Raw genomic sequence first — 22,291 nt, 5'->3', positions numbered from 1 at the left:
TGGCCACAAAGAACGCTCCGTTTTACAGCCTGCGAGCAGGCAAAGACCGTGATATAAAAAGCCACCGAACCCGTGATGCAGCAATTAATGCCGCTAAGGAACATGGACAAATCTGGATAACTCAAACAGGGACTCAGCGGCAAGTTCACGAAATTTCTGGCGGGGGGTGGAGGACTTTTAAGCCTGACGGCCTTGCCCCTGACCTCCGTGCAGAGCTCGAGCGCCTCGGGCTGATTTAATGAGGGGAATATCATGACTGCTGAAACGGATAAGGGGTCTGACGCTCAGTGGAACGAAAACTCACGTTAAGCAACGTTTTCTGCCTCTGACGCCTCTTTTAATGGTCTCAGATGTCCTTTGGTCACCAGTTCTGCCAGCGTGAAGGAATAATGGCCGAGCATATTGATATGTCCGTGGCAAAGCGGGGAGAGGCGTGCGATATCTTCATCATTCAGTGTTTCACCCTGCGCCCGGAGATGATCCAGGGCTGCCTGCATATAAATAGTGTTCCATAACACGACGGCGTTAGTGACCAGCCCCAGTGTGCCCAGTTGATCTTCCTGACCGTCGGTATATCGTTTTCTTATCTCACCTTTTTGACCGTGACAGATGGCTCTGGCAACGGCATGGCGACTTTCTCCCCGATTAAGCTGGGTCAGAATGCGCCGGCGGTAATCTTCATCATCAATATAATTAAGCAGATACAGCGTTTTGTTGATGCGCCCCACTTCAATGATTGCCTGAGTCAGTCCGGAAGGACGTTCACTTTTCAGCAATGAACGGACCAGCACTGAAACCTGTACTTTGCCCAGCTTCAGGGAGCCAGCGGTCCGGATCATTTCGTCCCACTGAAGGACTATTTTTCGGGGATCTGATTGCCCTCTGGCAATATCATTCAGCACGCCATAGTCGGCATCATGGTCCATTCGCCAGAAAACCGAAGCACCGGCATCAGCCAGGCGTGGAGAAAACTGGTATCCCAGCAGCCAGAAAAGGCCAAAGACAAGTTCGCTGGCACCTGCTGTATCGGTCATAATTTCGGTTGGATTCAGCCCGGTCTCCTGTTCCAGAAGACCTTCCAGCACAAAGATAGAGTCCCTCAGCGTCCCCGGTATAACGATGCCATGAAAGCCGGAATACTGATCGGACACAAAGTTGTACCAGGTGATCCCTCTGTTATTACCAAAGTATTTGCGGTTCGGTCCGGCATTGATTGTTCTGACTGGCGTAACAAAGCGCATTCCATCTGCAGATGCCACTTCTCCTCCACCCCATATCTGTGCCAGTGGCAGCGTTGCCTGAAAATCAACCAGTCTGGCATTAGCGCTGGTGATAGTTTCAGCCCGCAGATAGTTCGCTTTTGTCCAGTTCAGCCGGTGTCGGGTCAGTGCAGGAACATTTGATCTGATCAGTGGTTCCAGACCGATATTGCAGGCTTCAGCCATCAGCACGGCGCTGATGCTGACGGGCAGATCATCAACTCTGGCACTGGCTTCACTAGCATGGAAAAACTCATCAGCAAATCCGGTATGGGCGTTAATTTCGAGCAGCAACTCCGTTAAATCCACCGGAGGGAGTAGATCACTGATCATTTTGCTCAGTCGTTTCAGACTGTCCGGCTCATCAAGACTGGCGAGGGGAGAAATTGTCAACCGGGGCTTCGGGCCAGAAACATCGAGTTCGACAGCCTCATTTTCGCAAAGACGTGCAGCAACCTGTCTGTAACGACTATCAAGCTGATGACCCAGAGATTTTATTGCTTCCTGCGGGTCTGTCGGGTGCCCCAAAGAACGATAAACCTTAATCCGGTTTGCCTGCCAGTCAGCACCCTGTAGTAATCTTGCACGAGGATCTCCCCACCGGTTACTGCCGGTAACGTAGACATCCCTCCGCCTCAGACTATCCTGCAGTTTACTGAGAAAGCAGAGCGTGTATCCCCTGCGGGTGATATGTTTTTCCTTGTTAATCACCAGCCGTTTCCATGACCGACTGATAATTTCCGTTGGTGCGTCGTCAAAAAACTGCCGCCGTGAGCTGAACTCCCGGCTGAGGTAGTCACAGGCATTCAGAGTGGTAACCCCGGCAGGTGCGGATGAAAATTTAACGGTATTCAGCAGATGGGGCAGGAAACGACGAACGCGCCCGTACTGCTCCACCATTTCTTCATGAAAATTATCGTCTGAGGGCCGGGCAATTTCACGGACAAGCGTGATGATTTCAGCCAGCTTTTGCCTTGGGATGTAGCTGAACACCTCAGCACGAATCGATTCGTCCGGTGTTTCTTCTTTCAGCAGGTACGAACATGCGCTGGCGAGCGCCAATGCAGATTTATCCAGATCCTTCAGCGAGCGGAGCCGTTTTTTCTGCCCAATCTTTCTGGCGTCACGGATGATAACGGCCAGCATGGCGTCCAGAACGTCCAATGCATCATCCAGCGCCAGCGTTTCCCATGCAAGGACAAAGGCAACCAGAACCGCCATCCTTTTCTGCGGTGACATCCTGGCAATATTGAACACCGAAGTCATACCAGCATAACGTGCGAGATTTTTCAGGCGCACAGCCGGGAGTGTACTCAGGTTTTCAGCATGCAGGCCAAAATCGTTCAGAGTTTTCCAGCGTTCAATTGCTTCATTAAACGCCGGACCACTGATGGTCACAGGGCCCTTTTTCAGTGATTCCAGTAAAGACAGGCGGCTGCAATCAGTTGGCCCCAGCAGCATCTCCAGCTGTGAACGCTGTTCGGCTGACGGTATCAGTGCCAGTTTGTTCCACAGGCGCAACGTCGCCTTTTCCCTTACCTCTGAAATCAACCGGGTCAGCGTAGTGGCTCCGGGGAGAATAATACGATGTTGCATAAGCCACCCTGTCGCCAGATCGAAAAGCAGGCCAGGACGTTCGTTGCTTATCCAGCTCCGGGTATATAAAAGACGGGTAAGGCGAAATGTCCAGGGCCAGGCAAATTCACGATACTGATAGTGCTGACGTATCAGCGCTGCATGCTCACGGCGGGTATTTTCCCTCTGACCGTATTCTGCAAGAACGGTGATATCACGAATCCCGAGCTGTCTGGCGGTAAAATGCCGGACGCCGGAAGGAATATGATTCATATCGGTGAGGAAGGTGCCCAGAAAACGGACACATCCAATTTGCAGGGCAATGCCCAGACGGTTGTGATCACCTCTGCTTTTTCCGATAAATTCCTTGTCTGCTTCATCAAGGTGAAAATATCGTGCCAGCTGAAGCTCATCCGGTTCACCGGTGAATCTGCCATAGCTTTCAGTCTGCTCAGTGGTCAGAAAGTCAACGGGCATATAGGCCTCCCTGCCTTACGGGCATTTAGTAACATTTTTGCAACCGTCCGAAATGTTATAAATTATCAGACATAGTAAAACGGCTTCGTTTGAGTGTCCATTAAATCGTCATTTTGGCATAATAGACACATCGTGTCTGATATTCGATTTAAGGTACATTTTATGCGAATTTTTGGTTATGCGCGGGTCTCAACCAGCCAGCAGTCCCTCGATATTCAGATCAGAGCGCTCAAAGATGCAGGGGTAAAAGCTAACCGCATCTTTACCGACAAGGCATCCGGCAGTTCAACAGATCGGGAAGGGCTGGATTTGCTGAGGATGAAGGTGGAGGAAGGTGATGTCATTCTGGTGAAGAAGCTCGACCGTCTTGGCCGCGACACCGCCGACATGATCCAACTGATAAAAGAGTTTGATGCTCAGGGTGTCGCGGTTCGGTTTATTGACGACGGGATCAGTACCGACGGTGATATGGGGCAAATGGTGGTCACCATCCTGTCGGCTGTGGCACAAGCTGAACGCCGGAGGATCCTAGAGCGCACGAATGAGGGCCGACAGGAAGCAAAGCTGAAAGGAATCAAATTTGGCCGCAGGCGTACCGTGGACAGGAACGTCGTGCTGACGCTTCATCAGAAGGGCACTGGTGCAACGGAAATTGCTCATCAGCTCAGTATTGCCCGCTCCACGGTTTATAAAATTCTTGAAGACGAAAGGGCCTCGTGATACGCCTATTTTTATAGGTTAATGTCATGATAATAATGGTTTCTTAGACGTCAGGTGGCACTTTTCGGGGAAATGTGCGCGGAACCCCTATTTGTTTATTTTTCTAAATACATTCAAATATGTATCCGCTCATGAGACAATAACCCTGATAAATGCTTCAATAATATTGAAAAAGGAAGAGTATGAGTATTCAACATTTCCGTGTCGCCCTTATTCCCTTTTTTGCGGCATTTTGCCTTCCTGTTTTTGCTCACCCAGAAACGCTGGTGAAAGTAAAAGATGCTGAAGATCAGTTGGGTGCACGAGTGGGTTACATCGAACTGGATCTCAACAGCGGTAAGATCCTTGAGAGTTTTCGCCCCGAAGAACGTTTTCCAATGATGAGCACTTTTAAAGTTCTGCTATGTGGTGCGGTATTATCCCGTGTTGACGCCGGGCAAGAGCAACTCGGTCGCCGCATACACTATTCTCAGAATGACTTGGTTGAGTACTCACCAGTCACAGAAAAGCATCTTACGGATGGCATGACAGTAAGAGAATTATGCAGTGCTGCCATAACCATGAGTGATAACACTGCTGCCAACTTACTTCTGACAACGATCGGAGGACCGAAGGAGCTAACCGCTTTTTTGCACAACATGGGGGATCATGTAACTCGCCTTGATCGTTGGGAACCGGAGCTGAATGAAGCCATACCAAACGACGAGCGTGACACCACGATGCCTGCAGCAATGGCAACAACGTTGCGCAAACTATTAACTGGCGAACTACTTACTCTAGCTTCCCGGCAACAATTAATAGACTGGATGGAGGCGGATAAAGTTGCAGGACCACTTCTGCGCTCGGCCCTTCCGGCTGGCTGGTTTATTGCTGATAAATCTGGAGCCGGTGAGCGTGGGTCTCGCGGTATCATTGCAGCACTGGGGCCAGATGGTAAGCCCTCCCGTATCGTAGTTATCTACACGACGGGGAGTCAGGCAACTATGGATGAACGAAATAGACAGATCGCTGAGATAGGTGCCTCACTGATTAAGCATTGGTAACTGTCAGACCAAGTTTACTCATATATACTTTAGATTGATTTAAAACTTCATTTTTAATTTAAAAGGATCTAGGTGAAGATCCTTTTTGATAATCTCATGACCAAAATCCCTTAACGTGAGTTTTCGTTCCACTGAGCGTCAGACCCCTTATCTGAACATAAAACACTATCAATAAGTTGGAGTCATTACCCCCCGGACGAGTGGGAATCCATGGTAGGGATTTTTACCGAAATGGAAGAACACTATTAGGGGGCACCTCAGAAAACGGAATAAAGCACGCTAAGGCATAGCTGACCTTGCCAGGCCTGCTTCGCCCTGTAGTGACGCGATCAACGGGCAGGAAACATTCCCCTTTCGTGCATGGCAGGCGCACACGAGTTCAGACAGCACGGTTTCCATGCGCGCCAAGTCGGCCATCTTCTCGCGCACGTCCTTGAGCTTGTGTTCGGCCAGGCTGCTGGCCTCCTCGCAGTGGGTGCCATCGTCGAGCCGCAACAGCTCGGCAATCTCGTCCAGACTGAACCCCAGCCGCTGTGCCGATTTCACGAATTTCACCCGAACCACGTCCGCCTCCCCATAGCGGCGGATGCTGCCGTAAGGCTTGTCCGGTTCCCGCAACAGGCCCTTGCGCTGATAGAAGCGGATTGTCTCCACGTTGACCCCGGCCGCCTTGGCAAAAACGCCAATGGTCAGGTTTTCCAAATTATTTTCCATATCGCTTGACTCCGTACATGAGTACGGAAGTAAGGTTACGCTATCCAATCCAAATTCAAAAGGGCCAACGTATGTCTGAACCACAAAACGGGCGCGGTGCGCTCTTCGCCGGCGGGCTGGCCGCCATTCTTGCATCGACCTGCTGCCTGGGGCCGCTAGTACTGGTCGCCCTGGGCTTCTCCGGTGCTTGGATCGGCAACCTGACGGTGCTGGAACCCTATCGACCGTTGTTCATCGGCGCGGCGCTAGTGGCGCTGTTCTTCGCCTGGAAGCGGATTTACCGGCCCGTGCAGGCATGCAAGCCAGGTGAGGTCTGCGCGATTCCGCAGGTGCGCGCCACCTACAAGCTGATTTTCTGGATCGTGGCCGTGCTGGTCCTGGTCGCGCTTGGATTTCCCTATGTCGTTCCATTTTTCTATTAACCAGGAGTTCATCATGAAGAAACTGTTTGCCTCCCTTGCCCTCGCCGCCGCTGTTGCCCCGGTGTGGGCCGCTACCCAGACCGTCACGCTAGCGGTTCCCGGCATGACTTGCGCCGCCTGCCCGATCACAGTCAAGAAAGCGCTCTCCAAGGTCGAAGGCGTGAGCAAGGTCGATGTGGGCTTCGAGAAGCGCGAGGCCGTCGTCACTTTTGACGACACCAAGGCCAGCGTACAGAAGCTGACCAAGGCCACCGCAGACGCCGGCTATCCGTCCAGCGTCAAGCAGTGAGCCAGCAAGCCAACGACAACAGCGAGAGCCGCTTCATGGGACTGATGACACGCATTGCCGATAAAACCGGCGCGCTCGGCAGCGTCGTTTCCGCGATGGGCTGCGCCGCCTGCTTTCCAGCCCTCGCCAGCTTCGGCGCGGCCATCGGGCTGGGCTTCTTGAGCCAGTACGAGGGACTGTTCATCAGCCGCCTGCTGCCGCTGTTTGCCGCGCTGGCCTTCCTGGCGAACGCGCTGGGTTGGTTCAGTCATCGGCAATGGCTGCGCAGTCTGCTCGGCATGATCGGCCCGGCCATCGTGTTTGCGGCCACGGTCTGGCTGCTCGGCAACTGGTGGACGGCGAACCTGATGTACGTCGGCCTGGCCTTGATGATTGGGGTGTCGATCTGGGACTTCGTGTCGCCGGCGCATCGCCGTTGCGGACTGGACGGCTGCGAACTCCCCGCCAAGCGCTTGTGAAAGACGGCTGACCGTGCGACACGGCGGCCCACACGAATAAGGAACGATGGTATGAGCACTCTCAAAATCACCGGCATGACTTGCGACTCGTGCGCAGTGCATGTCAAGGACGCCCTGGAGAAAGTGCCCGGCGTGCAATCAGCGGATGTCTCCTACGCCAAGGGCAGCGCCAAGCTCGCCATTGAGGTCGGCACGTCACCCGACGCGCTGACGGCCGCTGTAGCTGGACTCGGTTATCGGGCCACGCTGGCCGATGCCCCCTCAGTTTCGACGCCGGGCGGATTGCTCGACAAGATGCGCGATCTGCTGGGCAGAAACGACAAGACGGGTAGCAGCGGCGCATTGCATATCGCCGTCATCGGCAGCGGCGGGGCCGCGATGGCAGCGGCGCTGAAGGCCGTCGAGCAAGGCGCACGTGTCACGCTGATCGAGCGCGGCACCATCGGCGGCACCTGCGTCAATGTCGGTTGTGTGCCGTCCAAGATCATGATCCGCGCCGCCCATATCGCCCATCTGCGCCGGGAAAGCCCGTTCGATGGCGGCATCGCCGCTACCACGCCGACCATCCAGCGCACGGCGCTGCTGGCCCAGCAGCAGGCCCGCGTCGATGAACTGCGCCACGCCAAGTACGAAGGCATCTTGGAGGGCAATCCGGCGATCACTGTGCTGCACGGCTCCGCCCGCTTTAAGGACAATCGCAACCTGATCGTGCAACTCAACGACGGCGGCGAGCGCGTGGTGGCATTCGACCGCTGCCTGATCGCCACCGGCGCGAGCCCGGCCGTGCCGCCGATTCCCGGCCTGAAAGACACTCCGTACTGGACTTCCACTGAAGCGCTGGTCAGCGAGACGATTCCTAAGCGCCTGGCCGTGATTGGCTCATCAGTGGTGGCGCTGGAGCTGGCGCAGGCGTTCGCCCGACTCGGAGCGAAGGTGACGATCCTGGCTCGCAGCACGCTGTTCTTCCGCGAAGACCCAGCTATAGGCGAAGCCGTCACGGCCGCATTCCGCATGGAGGGCATCGAGGTGAGGGAACACACCCAGGCCAGCCAGGTCGCGTATATCAATGGTGAAGGGGACGGCGAATTCGTGCTCACCACGGCGCACGGCGAACTGCGCGCCGACAAGCTGCTGGTCGCCACCGGCCGCGCGCCCAACACACGCAAGCTGGCACTGGATGCGACGGGCGTCACGCTCACCCCGCAAGGCGCTATCGTCATCGACCCCGGCATGCGTACAAGCGTGGAACACATCTACGCCGCAGGCGACTGCACCGACCAGCCGCAGTTCGTCTATGTGGCGGCAGCGGCCGGCACTCGCGCCGCGATCAACATGACCGGCGGTGACGCGGCCCTGAACCTGACCGCGATGCCGGCCGTGGTGTTCACCGACCCGCAAGTGGCGACCGTAGGCTACAGCGAGGCGGAAGCGCACCATGACGGCATCAAAACTGATAGTCGCACGCTAACGCTGGACAACGTGCCGCGCGCGCTCGCCAACTTCGACACGCGCGGCTTCATCAAACTGGTGGTTGAAGAAGGCAGCGGACGACTGATCGGCGTGCAGGCAGTGGCCCCGGAAGCGGGCGAACTGATCCAGACGGCCGCACTGGCGATTCGCAACCGGATGACGGTGCAGGAACTGGCCGACCAGTTGTTCCCCTACCTGACGATGGTCGAAGGGTTGAAGCTCGCGGCGCAGACCTTCAACAAGGATGTGAAGCAGCTTTCCTGCTGCGCCGGGTGAGGACAAGGAGGTGTGCGATGAGCGCCTACACGGTATCGCAACTGGCCCATAACGCTGGGGTGAGCGTACATATCGTGCGCGACTACCTGGTGCGCGGCTTGTTACGGCCGGTGGCCTGCACCACGGGCGGCTACGGCGTGTTCGACGATGCGGCCTTGCAACGGCTGTGCTTCGTGCGCGCGGCCTTCGAGGCGGGTATCGGCCTGGATGCCCTGGCGCGGCTGTGCCGTGCGCTCGACGCAGCGGACGGCGCACAAGCCGCAGCGCAGCTTGCCGTGCTGCGCCAGTTGGTCGAGCGGCGGCGCGCGGCGTTGGCCCATCTGGACGCGCAACTGGCCTCCATGCCAGCCGAGCGGGCGCACGAGGAGGCATTGCCGTGAACGCCCCTGACAAACTGCCGCCCGAGACGCGCCAACCCGTTTCCGGCTACCTGTGGGGTGCGCTGGCCGTGTTGACCTGCCCCTGCCATCTGCCGATTCTCGCCGCCGTGCTGGCCGGGACGACCGCCGGTGCCTTCCTTGGCGAGCATTGGGGTGTTGCCGCGCTCGCGCTGACCGGCTTGTTCGTTCTGGCCGTAACGCGGCTGCTGCGCGCCTTCCGGGGCGGATCATGACGAGTTCGCAGCCCGCCGGATGGACGGCGGCCGAGTTGGCGCAGGCGGCGGCGCGCGGACAGCTTGACCTGCATTACCAGCCGCTGGTCGATCTGCGCGATCACCGGATCGCTGGCGCGGAAGCGTTGATGCGCTGGCGGCATCCGAGGCTTGGCCTGTTGCCGCCCGGCCAGTTCCTGCCGCTGGCCGAGTCGTTCGGCCTGATGCCGGAAATAGGCGCGTGGGTGCTGGGCGAGGCCTGTCGCCAGATGCACAAGTGGCAAGGACCGGCATGGCAACCGTTCCGTCTTGCCATCAATGTGTCCGCCAGCCAGGTTGGGCCAACGTTCGACGACGAGGTAAAGCGGGTGCTGGCCGATATGGCCCTGCCCGCCGAGCTTCTGGAGATCGAACTGACCGAATCGGTCGCATTCGGCAATCCAGCCCTGTTCGCCAGTTTCGACGCCTTGCGCGCCATCGGCGTGCGCTTCGCCGCCGACGACTTCGGCACCGGCTATTCCTGCCTGCAACATCTGAAATGCTGCCCCATCACCACATTGAAAATCGACCAATCCTTTGTCGCCAGGCTCCCGGATGATGCCCGTGACCAAACTATCGTGCGGGCGGTGATCCAGCTCGCGCACGGGCTGGGCATGGATGTCATTTTCAGAAGACGACTGCACCAGTTGATTGGGCGTAATGGCTGTTGTGCAGCCAGCTCCTGACAGTTCAATATCAGAAGTGATCTGCACCAATCTCGACTATGCTCAATACTCGTGTGCACCAAAGCGAGGTGAGCATGGCGACGGACACCCCACGGATTCCAGAACAAGGCGTGGCCACTCTGCCTGATGAGGCTTGGGAGCGTGCGCGCCGTCGTGCGGAGATCATCAGTCCGTTGGCGCAGTCGGAGACGGTCGGGCACGAAGCGGCCGATATGGCGGCTCAGGCGCTGGGCTTGTCTCGGCGCCAGGTATACGTTCTGATCCGGCGTGCCCGGCAAGGCAGCGGCCTCGTGACGGATCTGGTGCCCGGCCAGTCCGGTGGAGGTAAAGGTAAGGGGCGCTTGCCGGAACCGGTCGAGCGCGTCATCCACGAGCTACTGCAAAAGCGGTTCCTGACCAAGCAGAAGCGCAGCCTAGCGGCCTTTCACCGCGAAGTCACTCAGGTGTGCAAGGCTCAAAAACTGCGAGTGCCGGCGCGCAATACCGTGGCCTTACGGATCGCTAGCCTTGACCCGCGCAAGGTCATCCGCCGGCGGGAAGGCCAGGATGCCGCTCGTGACCTACAAGGTGTGGGCGGCGAGCCTCCTGCCGTGACCGCGCCGCTGGAGCAGGTGCAGATAGACCATACGGTCATCGACCTGATCGTGGTCGATGACCGCGACCGGCAACCTATTGGCCGCCCGTACCTGACCCTCGCCATCGACGTGTTCACCCGCTGCGTGCTCGGCATGGTCGTCACGCTGGAAGCGCCGTCTGCCGTTTCGGTTGGCCTGTGCCTCGTGCATGTCGCCTGCGACAAGCGCCCTTGGCTGGAAGGACTGAACGTGGAAATGGATTGGCAGATGAGCGGCAAGCCCTTGCTGCTCTACCTAGACAACGCGGCCGAGTTCAAGAGCGAGGCCCTGCGCCGGGGTTGCGAGCAGCATGGCATCCGGCTGGACTATCGCCCGCTGGGACAGCCGCACTATGGCGGCATCGTGGAACGGATCATCGGCACGGCGATGCAGATGATTCACGACGAACTGCCGGGAACGACCTTCTCCAACCCTGACCAGCGCGGCGACTACGATTCCGAAAACAAGGCCGCCCTGACGCTGCGCGAGCTAGAGCGCTGGCTCACATTGGCGGTCGGCACCTACCACGGTTCGGTGCACAACGGCCTGCTCCAACCGCCGGCCGCGCGCTGGGCCGAGGCCGTGGCGCGTGTCGGCGTACCGGCCGTCGTCACACGCGCTACTTCGTTCCTGGTCGATTTTCTGCCGATCCTCCGGCGCACGCTGACCCGCACCGGCTTTGTCATCGACCACATCCACTACTACGCCGATGGGCACTGTTGCAAATAGTCGGTGGTGATAAACTTATCATCCCCTTTTGCTGATGGAGCTGCACATGAACCCATTCAAAGGCCGGCATTTTCAGCGTGACATCATTCTGTGGGCCGTACGCTGGTACTGCAAATACGGCATCAGTTACCGTGAGCTGCAGGAGATGCTGGCTGAACGCGGAGTGAATGTCGATCACTCCACGATTTACCGCTGGGTTCAGCGTTATGCGCCTGAAATGGAAAAACGGCTGCGCTGGTACTGGCGTAACCCTTCCGATCTTTGCCCGTGGCACATGGATGAAACCTACGTGAAGGTCAATGGCCGCTGGGCGTATCTGTACCGGGCCGTCGACAGCCGGGGCCGCACTGTCGATTTTTATCTCTCCTCCCGTCGTAACAGCAAAGCTGCATACCGGTTTCTGGGTAAAATCCTCAACAACGTGAAGAAGTGGCAGATCCCGCGATTCATCAACACGGATAAAGCGCCCGCCTATGGTCGCGCGCTTGCTCTGCTCAAACGCGAAGGCCGGTGCCCGTCTGACGTTGAACACCGACAGATTAAGTACCGGAACAACGTGATTGAATGCGATCATGGCAAACTGAAACGGATAATCGGCGCCACGCTGGGATTTAAATCCATGAAGACGGCTTACGCCACCATCAAAGGTATTGAGGTGATGCGTGCACTACGCAAAGGCCAGGCCTCAGCATTTTATTATGGTGATCCCCTGGGCGAAATGCGCCTGGTAAGCAGAGTTTTTGAAATGTAAGGCCTTTGAATAAGACAAAAGGCTGCCTCATCGCTAACTTTGCAACAGTGCCGGATTGAATATAACCGACGTGACTGTTACATTTAGGTGGCTAAACCCGTCAAGCCCTCAGGAGTGAATCATGACCGTAGTCACGACCGCCGATACCTCCCAACTGTACGCACTTGCAGCCCGACATGGGCTCAAGCTCCATGGCCCGCTGACTGTCAATGAGCTTGGGCTCGACTATAGGATCGTGATCGCCACCGTCGACGATGGACGTCGGTGGGTGCTGCGCATCCCGCGCCGAGCCGAGGTAAGCGCGAAGGTCGAACCAGAGGCGCGGGTGCTGGCAATGCTCAAGAATCGCCTGCCGTTCGCGGTGCCGGACTGGCGCGTGGCCAACGCCGAGCTCGTTGCCTATCCCATGCTCGAAGACTCGACTGCGATGGTCATCCAGCCTGGTTCGTCCACGCCCGACTGGGTCGTGCCGCAGGACTCGGAGGTCTTCGCGGAGAGCTTCGCGACCGCGCTCGCCGCCCTGCATGCCGTCCCCATTTCCGCCGCCGTGGATGCGGGGATGCTCATCCGTACACCGACGCAGGCCCGTCAGAAGGTGGCCGACGACGTTGACCGCGTCCGACGCGAGTTCGTGGTGAACGACAAGCGCCTCCACCGGTGGCAGCGCTGGCTCGACGACGATTCGTCGTGGCCAGATTTCTCCGTGGTGGTGCATGGCGATCTCTACGTGGGCCATGTGCTCATCGACAACACGGAGCGCGTCAGCGGGATGATCGACTGGAGCGAGGCCCGCGTTGATGACCCTGCCATCGACATGGCCGCGCACCTTATGGTCTTTGGTGAAGAGGGGCTCGCGAAGCTCCTCCTCACGTATGAAGCGGCCGGTGGCCGGGTGTGGCCGCGGCTCGCCCACCACATCGCGGAGCGCCTTGCGTTCGGGGCGGTCACCTACGCACTCTTCGCCCTCGACTCGGGTAACGAAGAGTACCTCGCTGCGGCGAAGGCGCAGCTCGCCGCAGCGGAATGAGCGAACGTCGATATAGCCCGCTCGCGACGCTGTTCGCGGCGACCTTTCTCTTCCGGATCGGCAACGCGGTGGCGGCCCTCGCGCTTCCATGGTTCGTCCTGTCTCATACAAAGAGCGCGGCCTGGGCGGGCGCCACGGCCGCTAGCAGCGTCATCGCGACCATCATCGGCGCGTGGGTTGGTGGTGGCCTCGTCGATCGGTTCGGGCGCGCGCCCGTCGCATTGATCTCGGGTGTGGTGGGCGGCGTGGCCATGGCGAGCATCCCACTGCTCGATGCCGTTGGCGCCCTCTCGAACACTGGGCTGATCGCTTGCGTGGTGCTCGGTGCCGCGTTCGACGCACCCGGTATGGCCGCGCAGGACAGTGAGCTGCCCAAACTCGGCCACGTCGCCGGGCTCTCCGTTGAGCGCGTCTCGTCACTGAAAGCGGTGATCGGGAACGTCGCGATTCTAGGTGGCCCGGCCCTTGGGGGGGCCGCAATCGGCCTGCTTGGCGCTGCGCCAACGCTCGGGCTGACGGCGTTCTGCTCCGTCCTTGCAGGTCTGCTCGGCGCGTGGGTGCTTCCCGCGCGTGCCGCTCGGACGATGACCACGACGGCGACTCTCTCCATGCGCGCCGGCGTCGCTTTTCTCTGGAGCGAACCCCTGCTGCGCCCTCTCTTTGGTATAGTGATGATCTTCGTGGGCATCGTTGGCGCCAACGGCAGCGTCATCATGCCTGCGCTGTTTGTAGATGCAGGACGCCAAGTAGCAGAGCTCGGGCTGTTCTCCTCAATGATGGGGGCTGGTGGTCTCCTTGGCATTGCCATTCATGCGTCGGTCGGCGCCCGGATATCAGCGCAGAACTGGCTGGCGGTGGCATTTTGTGGCTCTGCGGTGGGCTCGCTTCTGCTTTCACAGTTGCCAGGCGTGCCGGTGCTGATGTTGTTGGGCGCGCTCGTGGGACTGCTGACCGGCTCAGTCTCTCCCATTCTCAACGCTGCCATCTACAACCGCACGCCGCCAGAACTTCTCGGCCGGGTACTCGGCACGGTCTCGGCGGTGATGCTGTCAGCCTCGCCCATGGTTATGCTTGCGGCCGGCGCGTTTGTCGACCTTGCTGGTCCGCTCCCTGGCCTCGTTGTATCGGCCGTGTTTGCGGGGCTCGTGGCTCTACTCTCGCTCCGTCTTCAATTTGCTACAATGGCGGCGGCAGCCACAGCCTCCGCCCCAACCCATACAGAAGGTGAACACTGATGCCCCGCCCCAAGCTCAAGTCCGATGACGAGGTACTCGAGGCCGCCACCGTAGTGCTGAAGCGTTGCGGTCCCATAGAGTTCACGCTCAGCGGAGTAGCAAAGGAGGTGGGGCTCTCCCGCGCAGCGTTAATCCAGCGCTTCACCAACCGCGATACGCTGCTGGTGAGGATGATGGAGCGCGGCGTCGAGCAGGTGCGGCATTACCTGAATGCGATACCGATAGGCGCAGGGCCGCAAGGGCTCTGGGAATTTTTGCAGGTGCTCGTTCGGAGCATGAACACTCGCAACGACTTCTCGGTGAACTATCTCATCTCCTGGTACGAGCTCCAGGTGCCGGAGCTACGCACGCTTGCGATCCAGCGGAACCGCGCGGTGGTGGAGGGGATCCGCAAGCGACTGCCCCCAGGTGCTCCTGCGGCAGCTGAGTTGCTCCTGCACTCGGTCATCGCTGGCGCGACGATGCAGTGGGCCGTCGATCCGGATGGTGAGCTAGCTGATCATGTGCTGGCTCAGATCGCTGCCATCCTGTGTTTAATGTTTCCCGAACACGACGATTTCCAACTCCTCCAGGCACATGCGTAAACGGAGGTGTGCAGAGTCCCTGCGGCAGGCGACGAACACGACCGTCGTCGATTAGTACCGGTACGGTCGGTGGTATCGAAGTCTTGATCACCACTCAGGTCTACGGCTTACAAATGGTGACCATCCCGATACTTGCGTCAGAGCACCGGGCCGATTCTTTGACAGTGAATCACTCCCGTAAGGTTGTGCCGGTGTGGGTGTCCCGGGTCGAGACGATACTCCGCCAATGCGCCCAGCAAACAACCTGGCCATCGCAGGTGGTGGGGAGCGGTGTGGCGGATGAGTTGGACAAGTTGGTGTAGCAGCACGAGCACGGCGAGATAACATCGCAGGAGTTCGACATGCTCAAGAGACAGCTGATTGCGAATCGCGATGCAGATTCATAACCCGATTGCGGGTTGGCTTCACTCCACCATCACCGAGCAGACTAGCACGGCGGGCTCTGTTGCAAAGATTGGCGGCAGTCAGAGGTAGGCTGTCGCTCTGCGCCGATCAGGCGGCTGCTGCGAAATGGTGGTTGAGCATGCCCATGGCCTCCGTCAGCGCCGAGGGCCCAATGCCAAAAGCTCTCTCCACAAGGCGCACCTCGCCCCTGATGCCGGGCTGCAGGCACCAGGGGCGAGCCTGTCCTTTGCGCAGGGCTCGCATGACTTCGAATCCCTTGATCGTGGCATAGGCCGTGGGGATCGATTTGAAACCGCGCACCGGCTTGATCAGTATCTTGAGCTTTCCGTGATCGGCCTCGATCACGTTATTGAGATACTTCACCTGCCGGTGGGCCGTCTCCCGGTCCAGCTTTCCTTCGCGCTTCAATTCGGTGATCGCTGCACCATAGCTCGGCGCTTTGTCGGTATTGAGCGTGGCAGGCTTTTCCCAGTGCTTCAGGCCTCGCAGGGCCTTGCCCAGGAACCGCTTCGCTGCCTTGGCGCTGCGGGTCGGCGACAGGTAGAAATCGATCGTGTCGCCCCGCTTGTCGACTGCCCGGTACAGGTAGGTCCACTTGCCCCGCACCTTGACGTAGGTTTCATCCAGGCGCCAGCTCGGATCAAAGCCACGCCGCCAGAACCAGCGCAGCCGCTTCTCCATCTCCGGGGCGTAGCACTGGACCCAGCGATAGATCGTCGTATGGTCGACCGAAATGCCGCGTTCCGCCAGCATTTCCTCAAGGTCGCGATAGCTGATCGGATAGCGACAATACCAGCGCACCGCCCACAGGATCACATCACCCTGGAAATGGCGCCACTTGAAATCCGTCATCGTTCCGTCCGTCCAATCTCCGCCAAGCATGCTCAAGCTTCACGATTTTTGCAACAGAGCCCACACGAGTATTGAGCATAGTCGAGATTGGTGCAGATCACTTCTGATATTGAACTGTCAGGAGCTGGCTGCACAACAGCCATTACGCCCAATCAACTGGTGCAGTCGTCTTCTGAAAATGACATTTGGTATCTCTCATAAACGGATGTTTTTGAGAGAACTATCTTCGGCCTTCACACGCACGAAAGGCGGCGAAGCTCCGCCGTTAATCCGTCCGCCGGAGATCTCGCCCAGGCAGGCTGAAGGCCGAGCAAGCCTGACAGGCCCGAAAAGCCCGGCACGGGCGTCGGCGGCGATGACGGCGGCGGCATTATCCAGGGTTGATGATGGAAGTGGAGGATATCGACAACCTCTCGCGCAACCAAGACATCGCGGTCGGACTGCAAGTGATCTTGAAGCCACGGGCCCGTCCCACCCCGACATGGACCTCGATGCCCGAACGGACGTTAGATTTCGAGTTCTAGGCGTTCTGCGATGAAGGTTGGATCCCAGCCGGGATTGAAAGTGTCGACGTGGGTGAATCCGAGCCGCTCGTATAGGCCACGCAGGTTCGGGTGGCAGTCGAGCCGCAGCTTGGCGCACCCCTGCGTTCGCGCGGCATGGCGGCAAGCCTCGATCAGCGCGGAGCTGACACCCCGGCCCGCATGTGTCCGTCGCACCGCGAGCTTGTGCAGATATGCGGCCTCCCCCTTGAGGGCGTCGGGCCAGAACTCGGGATCCTCGGCCGACAAGGTGCAACAGCCGACGATGCCGTCGCTGCAACTCGCGACTAGGAGCTCGGATCTCAGGACGAAGGTCTCCGCGAATGTCCGGTCGATCCGCGCGACGTCCCAGGCGGGCGTTCCCTTGGCGGACATCCACGCCGCAGCGTCGTGCATCAGCCGCACAACCTCGTCGATATCACCCGAGCAGGCGACCCGAACGTTCGGAGGCTCCTCGCTGTCCATTCGCTCCCCTGGCGCGGTATGAACCGCCGCCTCATAGTGCAGTTTGATCCTGACGAGCCCAGCATGTCTGCGCCCACCTTCGCGGAACCTGACCAGGGTCCGCTAGCGGGCGGCCGGAAGGTGAATGCTAGGCATGATCTAACCCTCGGTCTCTGGCGTCGCGACTGCGAAATTTCGCGAGGGTTTCCGAGAAGGTGATTGCGCTTCGCAGATCTCCAGGCGCGTGGGTGCGGACGTAGTCAGCGCCATTGCCGATCGCGTGAAGTTCCGCCGCAAGGCTCGCTGGACCCAGATCCTTTACAGGAAGGCCAACGGTGGCGCCCAAGAAGGATTTCCGCGACACCGAGACCAATAGCGGAAGCCCCAACGCCGACTTCAGCTTTTGAAGGTTCGACAGCACGTGCAGCGATGTTTCCGGTGCGGGGCTCAAGAAAAATCCCATCCCCGGATCGAGGATGAGCCGGTCGGCAGCGACCCCGCTCCGTCGCAAGGCGGAAACCCGCGCCTCGAAGAACCGCACAATCTCGTCGAGCGCGTCTTCGGGTCGAAGGTGACCGGTGCGGGTGGCGATGCCATCCCGCTGCGCTGAGTGCATAACCACCAGCCTGCAGTCCGCCTCAGCAATATCGGGATAGAGCGCAGGGTCAGGAAATCCTTGGATATCGTTCAGGTAGCCCACGCCGCGCTTGAGCGCATAGCGCTGGGTTTCCGGTTGGAAGCTGTCGATTGAAACACGGTGCATCTGATCGGACAGGGCGTCTAAGAGCGGCGCAATACGTCTGATCTCATCGGCCGGCGATACAGGCCTCGCGTCCGGATGGCTGGCGGCCGGTCCGACATCCACGACGTCTGATCCGACTCGCAGCATTTCGATCGCCGCGGTGACAGCGCCGGCGGGGTCTAGCCGCCGGCTCTCATCGAAGAAGGAGTCCTCGGTGAGATTCAGAATGCCGAACACCGTCACCATGGCGTCGGCCTCCGCAGCGACTTCCACGATGGGGATCGGGCGAGCAAAAAGGCAGCAATTATGAGCCCCATACCTACAAAGCCCCACGCATCAAGCTTTTGCCCATGAAGCAACCAGGCAATGGCTGTAATTATGACGACGCCGAGTCCCGACCAGACTGCATAAGCAACACCGACAGGGATGGATTTCAGAACCAGAGAAAGAAAATAAAATGCGATGCCATAACCGATTATGACAACGGCGGAAGGGGCAAGCTTAGTAAAGCCCTCGCTAGATTTTAATGCGGATGTTGCGATTACTTCGCCAACTATTGCGATAACAAGAAAAAGCCAGCCTTTCATGATATATCTCCCAATTTGTGTAGGGCTTATTATGCACGCTTAAAAATAATAAAAGCAGACTTGACCTGATAGTTTGGCTGTGAGCAATTATGTGCTTAGTGCATCTAACGCCGCCATAAACGGCGACAGGGTGGCGCGCCTATTGCGCATAAAATGGCGAAGCCATGCGCAACAGGCGCGGAATCTCTGGCGTCCGGTTTGATGGCTTTGTTATGCAAAGGACTAGTCTTCAATGACGTGTAAACCACGGCGCTTTAAGTCCTCCAACGAATCCAACATTCCCCTTATTAATTCAACAGGATGCCCCTCCCAGTCTTCAACAACGCCAACAATTCTCAAGGGTTCGCAGGTTCTATAGGACTGTGTTGGATTACCGGGAAATCTTTTGTTCGTAAGATTCGGATCGTCTTCGAACGGTCCTGTTGGCTCAACTATGTATATGTAGCCGCGACCCTCGAGGCCAGACAGTGACATAGCAAGTTCAGCTCCCCAAACTGCTGGCTCCATCAAGGCTGAAAAGTAGATGTGCTTAAGAATACGACCGTCCTCGAAATGAGAGATGAACCCTGTGGTTAGCAAGTCACCAATCGCCAAATTGGCTTTGGTTCCATGATAGAACGGTCCTTGCACCTGCTTGTAATTATCATGAGAGATGGGAATCCAATCTTTTACCATTTTAAGACCCTTAATTGTTGGGATTTGGCTGCATAACGTTTGACATGAGGGGCGGCCAAGGGCGCCAGCCCTTGGACGTCCCCCTCGATGGAAGGGTTAGGCATCACTGCGTGTTCGCTCGAATGCCTGGCGTGTTTGAACCATGTACACGGCTGGACCATATGGGGTGGTTACGGTACCTTGCCTCTCAAACCCCGCTTTCTCGTAGCATCGGATCGCTCGCAAGTTGCTCGGCGACGGGTCCGTTTGGATCTTGGTGACCTCGGGATCATTGAACAGCAACTCAACCAGAGCTCGAACCAGCTTGGTTCCCAAGCCTTTGCCCAGTTGTGATGCATTCGCCAGTAACTGGTCTATTCCGCGTACTCCTGGATCGGTTTCTTCTTCCCACCTTCCGTCCCCGCTTCCAAGAGCAACGTACGACTGGGCATACCCAATCGGCTCTCCATTCAGCATTGCAATGTATGGAGTGACGGACTCTTGCGCTAAAACGCTTGGCAAGTACTGTTCCTGTACGTCAGCAAGTGTCGGGCGTGCTTCTTCTCCGCCCCACCACTCGACGATATGAGATCGATTTAGCCACTCATAGAGCATCGCAAGGTCATGCTCAGTCATGAGGCGCAGTGTGACGGAATCGTTGCTGTTGGTCACGATGCTGTACTTTGTGATGCCTAACTTTGTTTTTGCGTTGCTCATGATGTCTAACTCCCAATTTGTGTAGGGCTTATTATGCACGCTTAAAAATAATAAAAGCAGACTTGACCTGATAGTTTGGCTGTGAGCAATTATGTGCTTAGTGCATCTAACTTTGTTTTAGGGCGACTGCCCTGCTGCGTAACATCGTTGCTGCTCCATAACATCAAACATCGACCCACGGCGTAACGCGCTTGCTGCTTGGATGCCCGAGGCATAGACTGTACAAAAAAACAGTCATAACAAGCCATGAAAACCGCCACTGCGCCGTTACCACCGCTGCGTTCGGTCAAGGTTCTGGACCAGTTGCGTGAGCGCATACGCTACTTGCATTACAGCTTACGAACCGAACAGGCTTATGTCCACTGGGTTCGTGCCTTCATCCGTTTCCACGGTGTGCGTCACCCGGCAACCTTGGGCAGCAGCGAAGTCGAGGCATTTCTGTCCTGGCTGGCGAACGAGCGCAAGGTTTCGGTCTCCACGCATCGTCAGGCATTGGCGGCCTTGCTGTTCTTCTACGGCAAGGTGCTGTGCACGGATCTGCCCTGGCTTCAGGAGATCGGAAGACCTCGGCCGTCGCGGCGCTTGCCGGTGGTGCTGACCCCGGATGAAGTGGTTCGCATCCTCGGTTTTCTGGAAGGCGAGCATCGTTTGTTCGCCCAGCTTCTGTATGGAACGGGCATGCGGATCAGTGAGGGTTTGCAACTGCGGGTCAAGGATCTGGATTTCGATCACGGCACGATCATCGTGCGGGAGGGCAAGGGCTCCAAGGATCGGGCCTTGATGTTACCCGAGAGCTTGGCACCCAGCCTGCGCGAGCAGCTGTCGCGTGCACGGGCATGGTGGCTGAAGGACCAGGCCGAGGGCCGCAGCGGCGTTGCGCTTCCCGACGCCCTTGAGCGGAAGTATCCGCGCGCCGGGCATTCCTGGCCGTGGTTCTGGGTTTTTGCGCAGCACACGCATTCGACCGATCCACGGAGCGGTGTCGTGCGTCGCCATCACATGTATGACCAGACCTTTCAGCGCGCCTTCAAACGTGCCGTAGAACAAGCAGGCATCACGAAGCCCGCCACACCGCACACCCTCCGCCACTCGTTCGCGACGGCCTTGCTCCGCAGCGGTTACGACATTCGAACCGTGCAGGATCTGCTCGGCCATTCCGACGTCTCTACGACGATGATTTACACGCATGTGCTGAAAGTTGGCGGTGCCGGAGTGCGCTCACCGCTTGATGCGCTGCCGCCCCTCACTAGTGAGAGGTAGGGCAGCGCAAGTCAATCCTGGCGGATTCACTACCCCTGCGCGAAGGCCATCGGTGCCGCATCGAACGGCCGGTTGCGGAAAGTCCTCCCTGCGTCCGCTGATGGCCGGCAGCAGCCCGTCGTTGCCTGATGGATCCAACCCCTCCGCTGCTATAGTGCAGTCGGCTTCTGACGTTCAGTGCAGCCGTCTTCTGAAAACGACAATGGAGGTGGTAGCCGAGGGGGCACTGTTGCAAAGTTAGCGATGAGGCAGCCTTTTGTCTTATTCAAAGGCCTTACATTTCAAAAACTCTGCTTACCAGGCGCATTTCGCCCAGGGGATCACCATAATAAAATGCTGAGGCCTGGCCTTTGCGTAGTGCACGCATCACCTCAATACCTTTGATGGTGGCGTAAGCCGTCTTCATGGATTTAAATCCCAGCGTGGCGCCGATTATCCGTTTCAGTTTGCCATGATCGCATTCAATCACGTTGTTCCGGTACTTAATCTGTCGGTGTTCAACGTCAGACGGGCACCGGCCTTCGCGTTTGAGCAGAGCAAGCGCGCGACCATAGGCGGGCGCTTTATCCGTGTTGATGAATCGCGGGATCTGCCACTTCTTCACGTTGTTGAGGATTTTACCCAGAAACCGGTATGCAGCTTTGCTGTTACGACGGGAGGAGAGATAAAAATCGACAGTGCGGCCCCGGCTGTCGACGGCCCGGTACAGATACGCCCAGCGGCCATTGACCTTCACGTAGGTTTCATCCATGTGCCACGGGCAAAGATCGGAAGGGTTACGCCAGTACCAGCGCAGCCGTTTTTCCATTTCAGGCGCATAACGCTGAACCCAGCGGTAAATCGTGGAGTGATCGACATTCACTCCGCGTTCAGCCAGCATCTCCTGCAGCTCACGGTAACTGATGCCGTATTTGCAGTACCAGCGTACGGCCCACAGAATGATGTCACGCTGAAAATGCCGGCCTTTGAATGGGTTCATGTGCAGCTCCATCAGCAAAAGGGGATGATAAGTTTATCACCACCGACTATTTGCAACAGTGCCGTTTACTCATATATACTTTAGATTGATTTAAAACTTCATTTTTAATTTAAAAGGATCTAGGTGAAGATCCTTTTTGATAATCTCAT

General features: G+C 57.7%; 23 protein-coding genes and 2 pseudogenes. 15 read left to right on the top strand and 10 right to left on the bottom strand.

Annotated features, from left to right (window positions below; genetic code table 11):
* Nucleotides 1-305 precede the first annotated feature (305 nt).
* Nucleotides 306-3,311, bottom strand: a complete 3,006-nt coding sequence (locus ACPW75_RS25135) for a Tn3-like element Tn3 family transposase (RefSeq protein WP_001143760.1) — start codon at nt 3,309-3,311, stop codon at nt 306-308.
* 162 nt (nt 3,312-3,473) lie between these two features.
* Between ACPW75_RS25135 and ACPW75_RS25130 the strand changes: the two genes are divergently transcribed.
* Together ACPW75_RS25130 and ACPW75_RS25125 are read left to right on the top strand one after the other, a co-directional pair.
* The gene (locus ACPW75_RS25130; protein WP_001217881.1) at nt 3,474-4,031 is read left to right on the top strand and encodes a recombinase family protein; all 558 of its coding nucleotides are present in this window, start codon (nt 3,474-3,476) and stop codon (nt 4,029-4,031) included.
* A 182-nt stretch (nt 4,032-4,213) separates the two neighbouring features.
* On the top strand, nt 4,214-5,074 hold the full coding sequence (locus ACPW75_RS25125) for a broad-spectrum class A beta-lactamase TEM-1 (protein ID WP_000027057.1): 861 nt from the start codon (nt 4,214-4,216) through the stop codon (nt 5,072-5,074).
* 279 nt (nt 5,075-5,353) lie between these two features.
* On the opposite strand, the gene merR is transcribed toward ACPW75_RS25125, so the two are convergent.
* Nucleotides 5,354-5,788: an Hg(II)-responsive transcriptional regulator gene (gene merR / locus ACPW75_RS25120; protein ID WP_000429836.1), complete on the bottom strand. Its 435-nt coding sequence runs from the start codon at nt 5,786-5,788 to the stop codon at nt 5,354-5,356.
* A 71-nt stretch (nt 5,789-5,859) separates the two neighbouring features.
* Between merR and ACPW75_RS25115 the strand changes: the two genes are divergently transcribed.
* The 12 genes and pseudogenes from ACPW75_RS25115 to mphR(A) all read left to right on the top strand — a co-directional run bounded on the left by ACPW75_RS25115 (nt 5,860) and on the right by mphR(A) (nt 14,960).
* Entirely contained in the window at nt 5,860-6,210 is a 351-nt protein-coding gene (locus ACPW75_RS25115; RefSeq protein WP_001294663.1) for a mercuric transport protein MerT, read from the top strand.
* 13 nt (nt 6,211-6,223) lie between these two features.
* Nucleotides 6,224-6,499 carry a mercury resistance system periplasmic binding protein MerP gene (gene merP / locus ACPW75_RS25110; RefSeq protein WP_000732292.1) on the top strand — a complete coding sequence of 92 codons (276 nt, stop codon included), beginning with the start codon at nt 6,224-6,226 and terminating at the stop codon, nt 6,497-6,499.
* Nucleotides 6,500-6,534: 35 nt separating this feature from the next.
* On the top strand, nt 6,535-6,957 hold the full coding sequence (gene merC, locus ACPW75_RS25105; RefSeq protein ID WP_001447540.1) for an organomercurial transporter MerC: 423 nt from the start codon (nt 6,535-6,537) through the stop codon (nt 6,955-6,957).
* A gap of 51 nt (nt 6,958-7,008) precedes the next feature.
* On the top strand, nt 7,009-8,703 hold the full coding sequence (merA, locus tag ACPW75_RS25100) for a mercury(II) reductase (RefSeq protein ID WP_000105636.1): 1,695 nt from the start codon (nt 7,009-7,011) through the stop codon (nt 8,701-8,703).
* A gap of 17 nt (nt 8,704-8,720) precedes the next feature.
* Entirely contained in the window at nt 8,721-9,083 is a 363-nt protein-coding gene (merD, locus tag ACPW75_RS25095; RefSeq protein ID WP_001277456.1) for a mercury resistance co-regulator MerD, read from the top strand.
* Nucleotides 9,080-9,316 carry a broad-spectrum mercury transporter MerE gene (gene merE / locus ACPW75_RS25090; protein WP_000993386.1) on the top strand — a complete coding sequence of 79 codons (237 nt, stop codon included), beginning with the start codon at nt 9,080-9,082 and terminating at the stop codon, nt 9,314-9,316. Before merD ends, merE begins: the two co-directional genes overlap by 4 nt.
* A gap of 35 nt (nt 9,317-9,351) precedes the next feature.
* Complete coding sequence (locus ACPW75_RS25085) at nt 9,352-10,020, top strand: EAL domain-containing protein (RefSeq protein WP_001300294.1); 669 nt, start codon at nt 9,352-9,354, stop codon at nt 10,018-10,020.
* A 74-nt stretch (nt 10,021-10,094) separates the two neighbouring features.
* Nucleotides 10,095-11,345: pseudogene (locus tag ACPW75_RS25080) on the top strand (transposase); the annotation flags it as partial.
* 64 nt (nt 11,346-11,409) lie between these two features.
* A complete protein-coding gene (locus tag ACPW75_RS25075; protein WP_001067855.1) occupies nt 11,410-12,114 on the top strand; it encodes an IS6-like element IS26 family transposase in 705 nt (234 codons plus the stop codon).
* Between the two features lie 121 nt (nt 12,115-12,235).
* Nucleotides 12,236-13,141, top strand: coding sequence for an Mph(A) family macrolide 2'-phosphotransferase (locus ACPW75_RS25070; protein ID WP_000219391.1), 906 nt, complete (start codon nt 12,236-12,238; stop codon nt 13,139-13,141).
* The gene (gene mrx(A) / locus ACPW75_RS25065; protein ID WP_000004159.1) at nt 13,138-14,376 is read left to right on the top strand and encodes a macrolide resistance MFS transporter Mrx(A); all 1,239 of its coding nucleotides are present in this window, start codon (nt 13,138-13,140) and stop codon (nt 14,374-14,376) included. Before ACPW75_RS25070 ends, mrx(A) begins: the two co-directional genes overlap by 4 nt.
* Nucleotides 14,376-14,960 carry a macrolide-binding transcriptional repressor MphR(A) gene (mphR(A), locus tag ACPW75_RS25060; RefSeq protein WP_001137892.1) on the top strand — a complete coding sequence of 195 codons (585 nt, stop codon included), beginning with the start codon at nt 14,376-14,378 and terminating at the stop codon, nt 14,958-14,960. Before mrx(A) ends, mphR(A) begins: the two co-directional genes overlap by 1 nt.
* Nucleotides 14,961-15,452: 492 nt before the next feature.
* On the opposite strand, the gene ACPW75_RS25055 is transcribed toward mphR(A), so the two are convergent.
* The 7 genes and pseudogenes from ACPW75_RS25055 to ACPW75_RS25025 all read right to left on the bottom strand — a co-directional run bounded on the left by ACPW75_RS25055 (nt 15,453) and on the right by ACPW75_RS25025 (nt 19,858).
* Entirely contained in the window at nt 15,453-16,217 is a 765-nt protein-coding gene (locus tag ACPW75_RS25055; RefSeq protein ID WP_001389365.1) for an IS6-like element IS6100 family transposase, read from the bottom strand.
* Between the two features lie 117 nt (nt 16,218-16,334).
* Nucleotides 16,335-16,403 (bottom strand): annotated as a pseudogene (locus tag ACPW75_RS25050) (hypothetical protein); the annotation flags it as partial.
* Nucleotides 16,404-16,723: 320 nt separating this feature from the next.
* Complete coding sequence (locus ACPW75_RS25045) at nt 16,724-17,224, bottom strand: GNAT family N-acetyltransferase (protein ID WP_000376623.1); 501 nt, start codon at nt 17,222-17,224, stop codon at nt 16,724-16,726.
* 127 nt (nt 17,225-17,351) lie between these two features.
* The gene (gene sul1 / locus ACPW75_RS25040; RefSeq protein WP_000259031.1) at nt 17,352-18,191 is read right to left on the bottom strand and encodes a sulfonamide-resistant dihydropteroate synthase Sul1; all 840 of its coding nucleotides are present in this window, start codon (nt 18,189-18,191) and stop codon (nt 17,352-17,354) included.
* Nucleotides 18,185-18,532 (bottom strand): quaternary ammonium compound efflux SMR transporter QacE delta 1, encoded by a 348-nt coding sequence (locus ACPW75_RS25035; protein ID WP_000679427.1) that lies wholly within the window; start codon nt 18,530-18,532, stop codon nt 18,185-18,187. The genes sul1 and ACPW75_RS25035 overlap by 7 nt, the downstream gene beginning before the upstream one ends.
* Nucleotides 18,533-18,754: 222 nt before the next feature.
* On the bottom strand, nt 18,755-19,207 hold the full coding sequence (locus ACPW75_RS25030) for an NAD(+)--rifampin ADP-ribosyltransferase Arr-3 (RefSeq protein ID WP_001749986.1): 453 nt from the start codon (nt 19,205-19,207) through the stop codon (nt 18,755-18,757).
* A 96-nt stretch (nt 19,208-19,303) separates the two neighbouring features.
* Nucleotides 19,304-19,858, bottom strand: a complete 555-nt coding sequence (locus tag ACPW75_RS25025; protein ID WP_063840321.1) for a fluoroquinolone-acetylating aminoglycoside 6'-N-acetyltransferase AAC(6')-Ib-cr5 — start codon at nt 19,856-19,858, stop codon at nt 19,304-19,306.
* A gap of 291 nt (nt 19,859-20,149) precedes the next feature.
* Here ACPW75_RS25025 and intI1 point away from each other — a divergent pair, with 291 nt between their 5' ends.
* On the top strand, nt 20,150-21,163 hold the full coding sequence (gene intI1 / locus ACPW75_RS25020) for a class 1 integron integrase IntI1 (RefSeq protein WP_000845048.1): 1,014 nt from the start codon (nt 20,150-20,152) through the stop codon (nt 21,161-21,163).
* Between the two features lie 274 nt (nt 21,164-21,437).
* Here intI1 and ACPW75_RS25015 read toward each other — a convergent pair whose 3' ends face one another.
* A complete protein-coding gene (locus tag ACPW75_RS25015; protein WP_001067855.1) occupies nt 21,438-22,142 on the bottom strand; it encodes an IS6-like element IS26 family transposase in 705 nt (234 codons plus the stop codon).
* Nucleotides 22,143-22,291 lie beyond the last annotated feature (149 nt).

Origin of the sequence: Aeromonas sp. FL131, from assembly GCF_049860615.1 — a bacterium.
In the GTDB taxonomy this organism is placed as follows: Bacteria; Pseudomonadota; Gammaproteobacteria; order Enterobacterales; family Aeromonadaceae; genus Aeromonas; species Aeromonas hydrophila.
The sequence above is the reverse complement of the archived record's forward strand: the minus strand, read 5'-3'. Positions and strand labels throughout refer to the sequence as shown.

Coding starts and splice junctions, on each gene's coding strand:
- ACPW75_RS25135 (WP_001143760.1), bottom strand. CDS start 3,311: ATGCCCGTTGACTTTCTGACCACTGAGCAGACTGAAAGCTATGGCAGA.
- ACPW75_RS25130 (WP_001217881.1), top strand. CDS start 3,474: ATGCGAATTTTTGGTTATGCGCGGGTCTCAACCAGCCAGCAGTCCCTC.
- ACPW75_RS25125 (WP_000027057.1), top strand. CDS start 4,214: ATGAGTATTCAACATTTCCGTGTCGCCCTTATTCCCTTTTTTGCGGCA.
- merR (WP_000429836.1), bottom strand. CDS start 5,788: ATGGAAAATAATTTGGAAAACCTGACCATTGGCGTTTTTGCCAAGGCG.
- ACPW75_RS25115 (WP_001294663.1), top strand. CDS start 5,860: ATGTCTGAACCACAAAACGGGCGCGGTGCGCTCTTCGCCGGCGGGCTG.
- merP (WP_000732292.1), top strand. CDS start 6,224: ATGAAGAAACTGTTTGCCTCCCTTGCCCTCGCCGCCGCTGTTGCCCCG.
- merC (WP_001447540.1), top strand. CDS start 6,535: ATGGGACTGATGACACGCATTGCCGATAAAACCGGCGCGCTCGGCAGC.
- merA (WP_000105636.1), top strand. CDS start 7,009: ATGAGCACTCTCAAAATCACCGGCATGACTTGCGACTCGTGCGCAGTG.
- merD (WP_001277456.1), top strand. CDS start 8,721: ATGAGCGCCTACACGGTATCGCAACTGGCCCATAACGCTGGGGTGAGC.
- ACPW75_RS25075 (WP_001067855.1), top strand. CDS start 11,410: ATGAACCCATTCAAAGGCCGGCATTTTCAGCGTGACATCATTCTGTGG.
- ACPW75_RS25070 (WP_000219391.1), top strand. CDS start 12,236: ATGACCGTAGTCACGACCGCCGATACCTCCCAACTGTACGCACTTGCA.
- ACPW75_RS25055 (WP_001389365.1), bottom strand. CDS start 16,217: ATGACGGATTTCAAGTGGCGCCATTTCCAGGGTGATGTGATCCTGTGG.
- ACPW75_RS25045 (WP_000376623.1), bottom strand. CDS start 17,224: ATGGACAGCGAGGAGCCTCCGAACGTTCGGGTCGCCTGCTCGGGTGAT.
- sul1 (WP_000259031.1), bottom strand. CDS start 18,191: ATGGTGACGGTGTTCGGCATTCTGAATCTCACCGAGGACTCCTTCTTC.
- ACPW75_RS25035 (WP_000679427.1), bottom strand. CDS start 18,532: ATGAAAGGCTGGCTTTTTCTTGTTATCGCAATAGTTGGCGAAGTAATC.
- ACPW75_RS25030 (WP_001749986.1), bottom strand. CDS start 19,207: ATGGTAAAAGATTGGATTCCCATCTCTCATGATAATTACAAGCAGGTG.
- intI1 (WP_000845048.1), top strand. CDS start 20,150: ATGAAAACCGCCACTGCGCCGTTACCACCGCTGCGTTCGGTCAAGGTT.
- ACPW75_RS25015 (WP_001067855.1), bottom strand. CDS start 22,142: ATGAACCCATTCAAAGGCCGGCATTTTCAGCGTGACATCATTCTGTGG.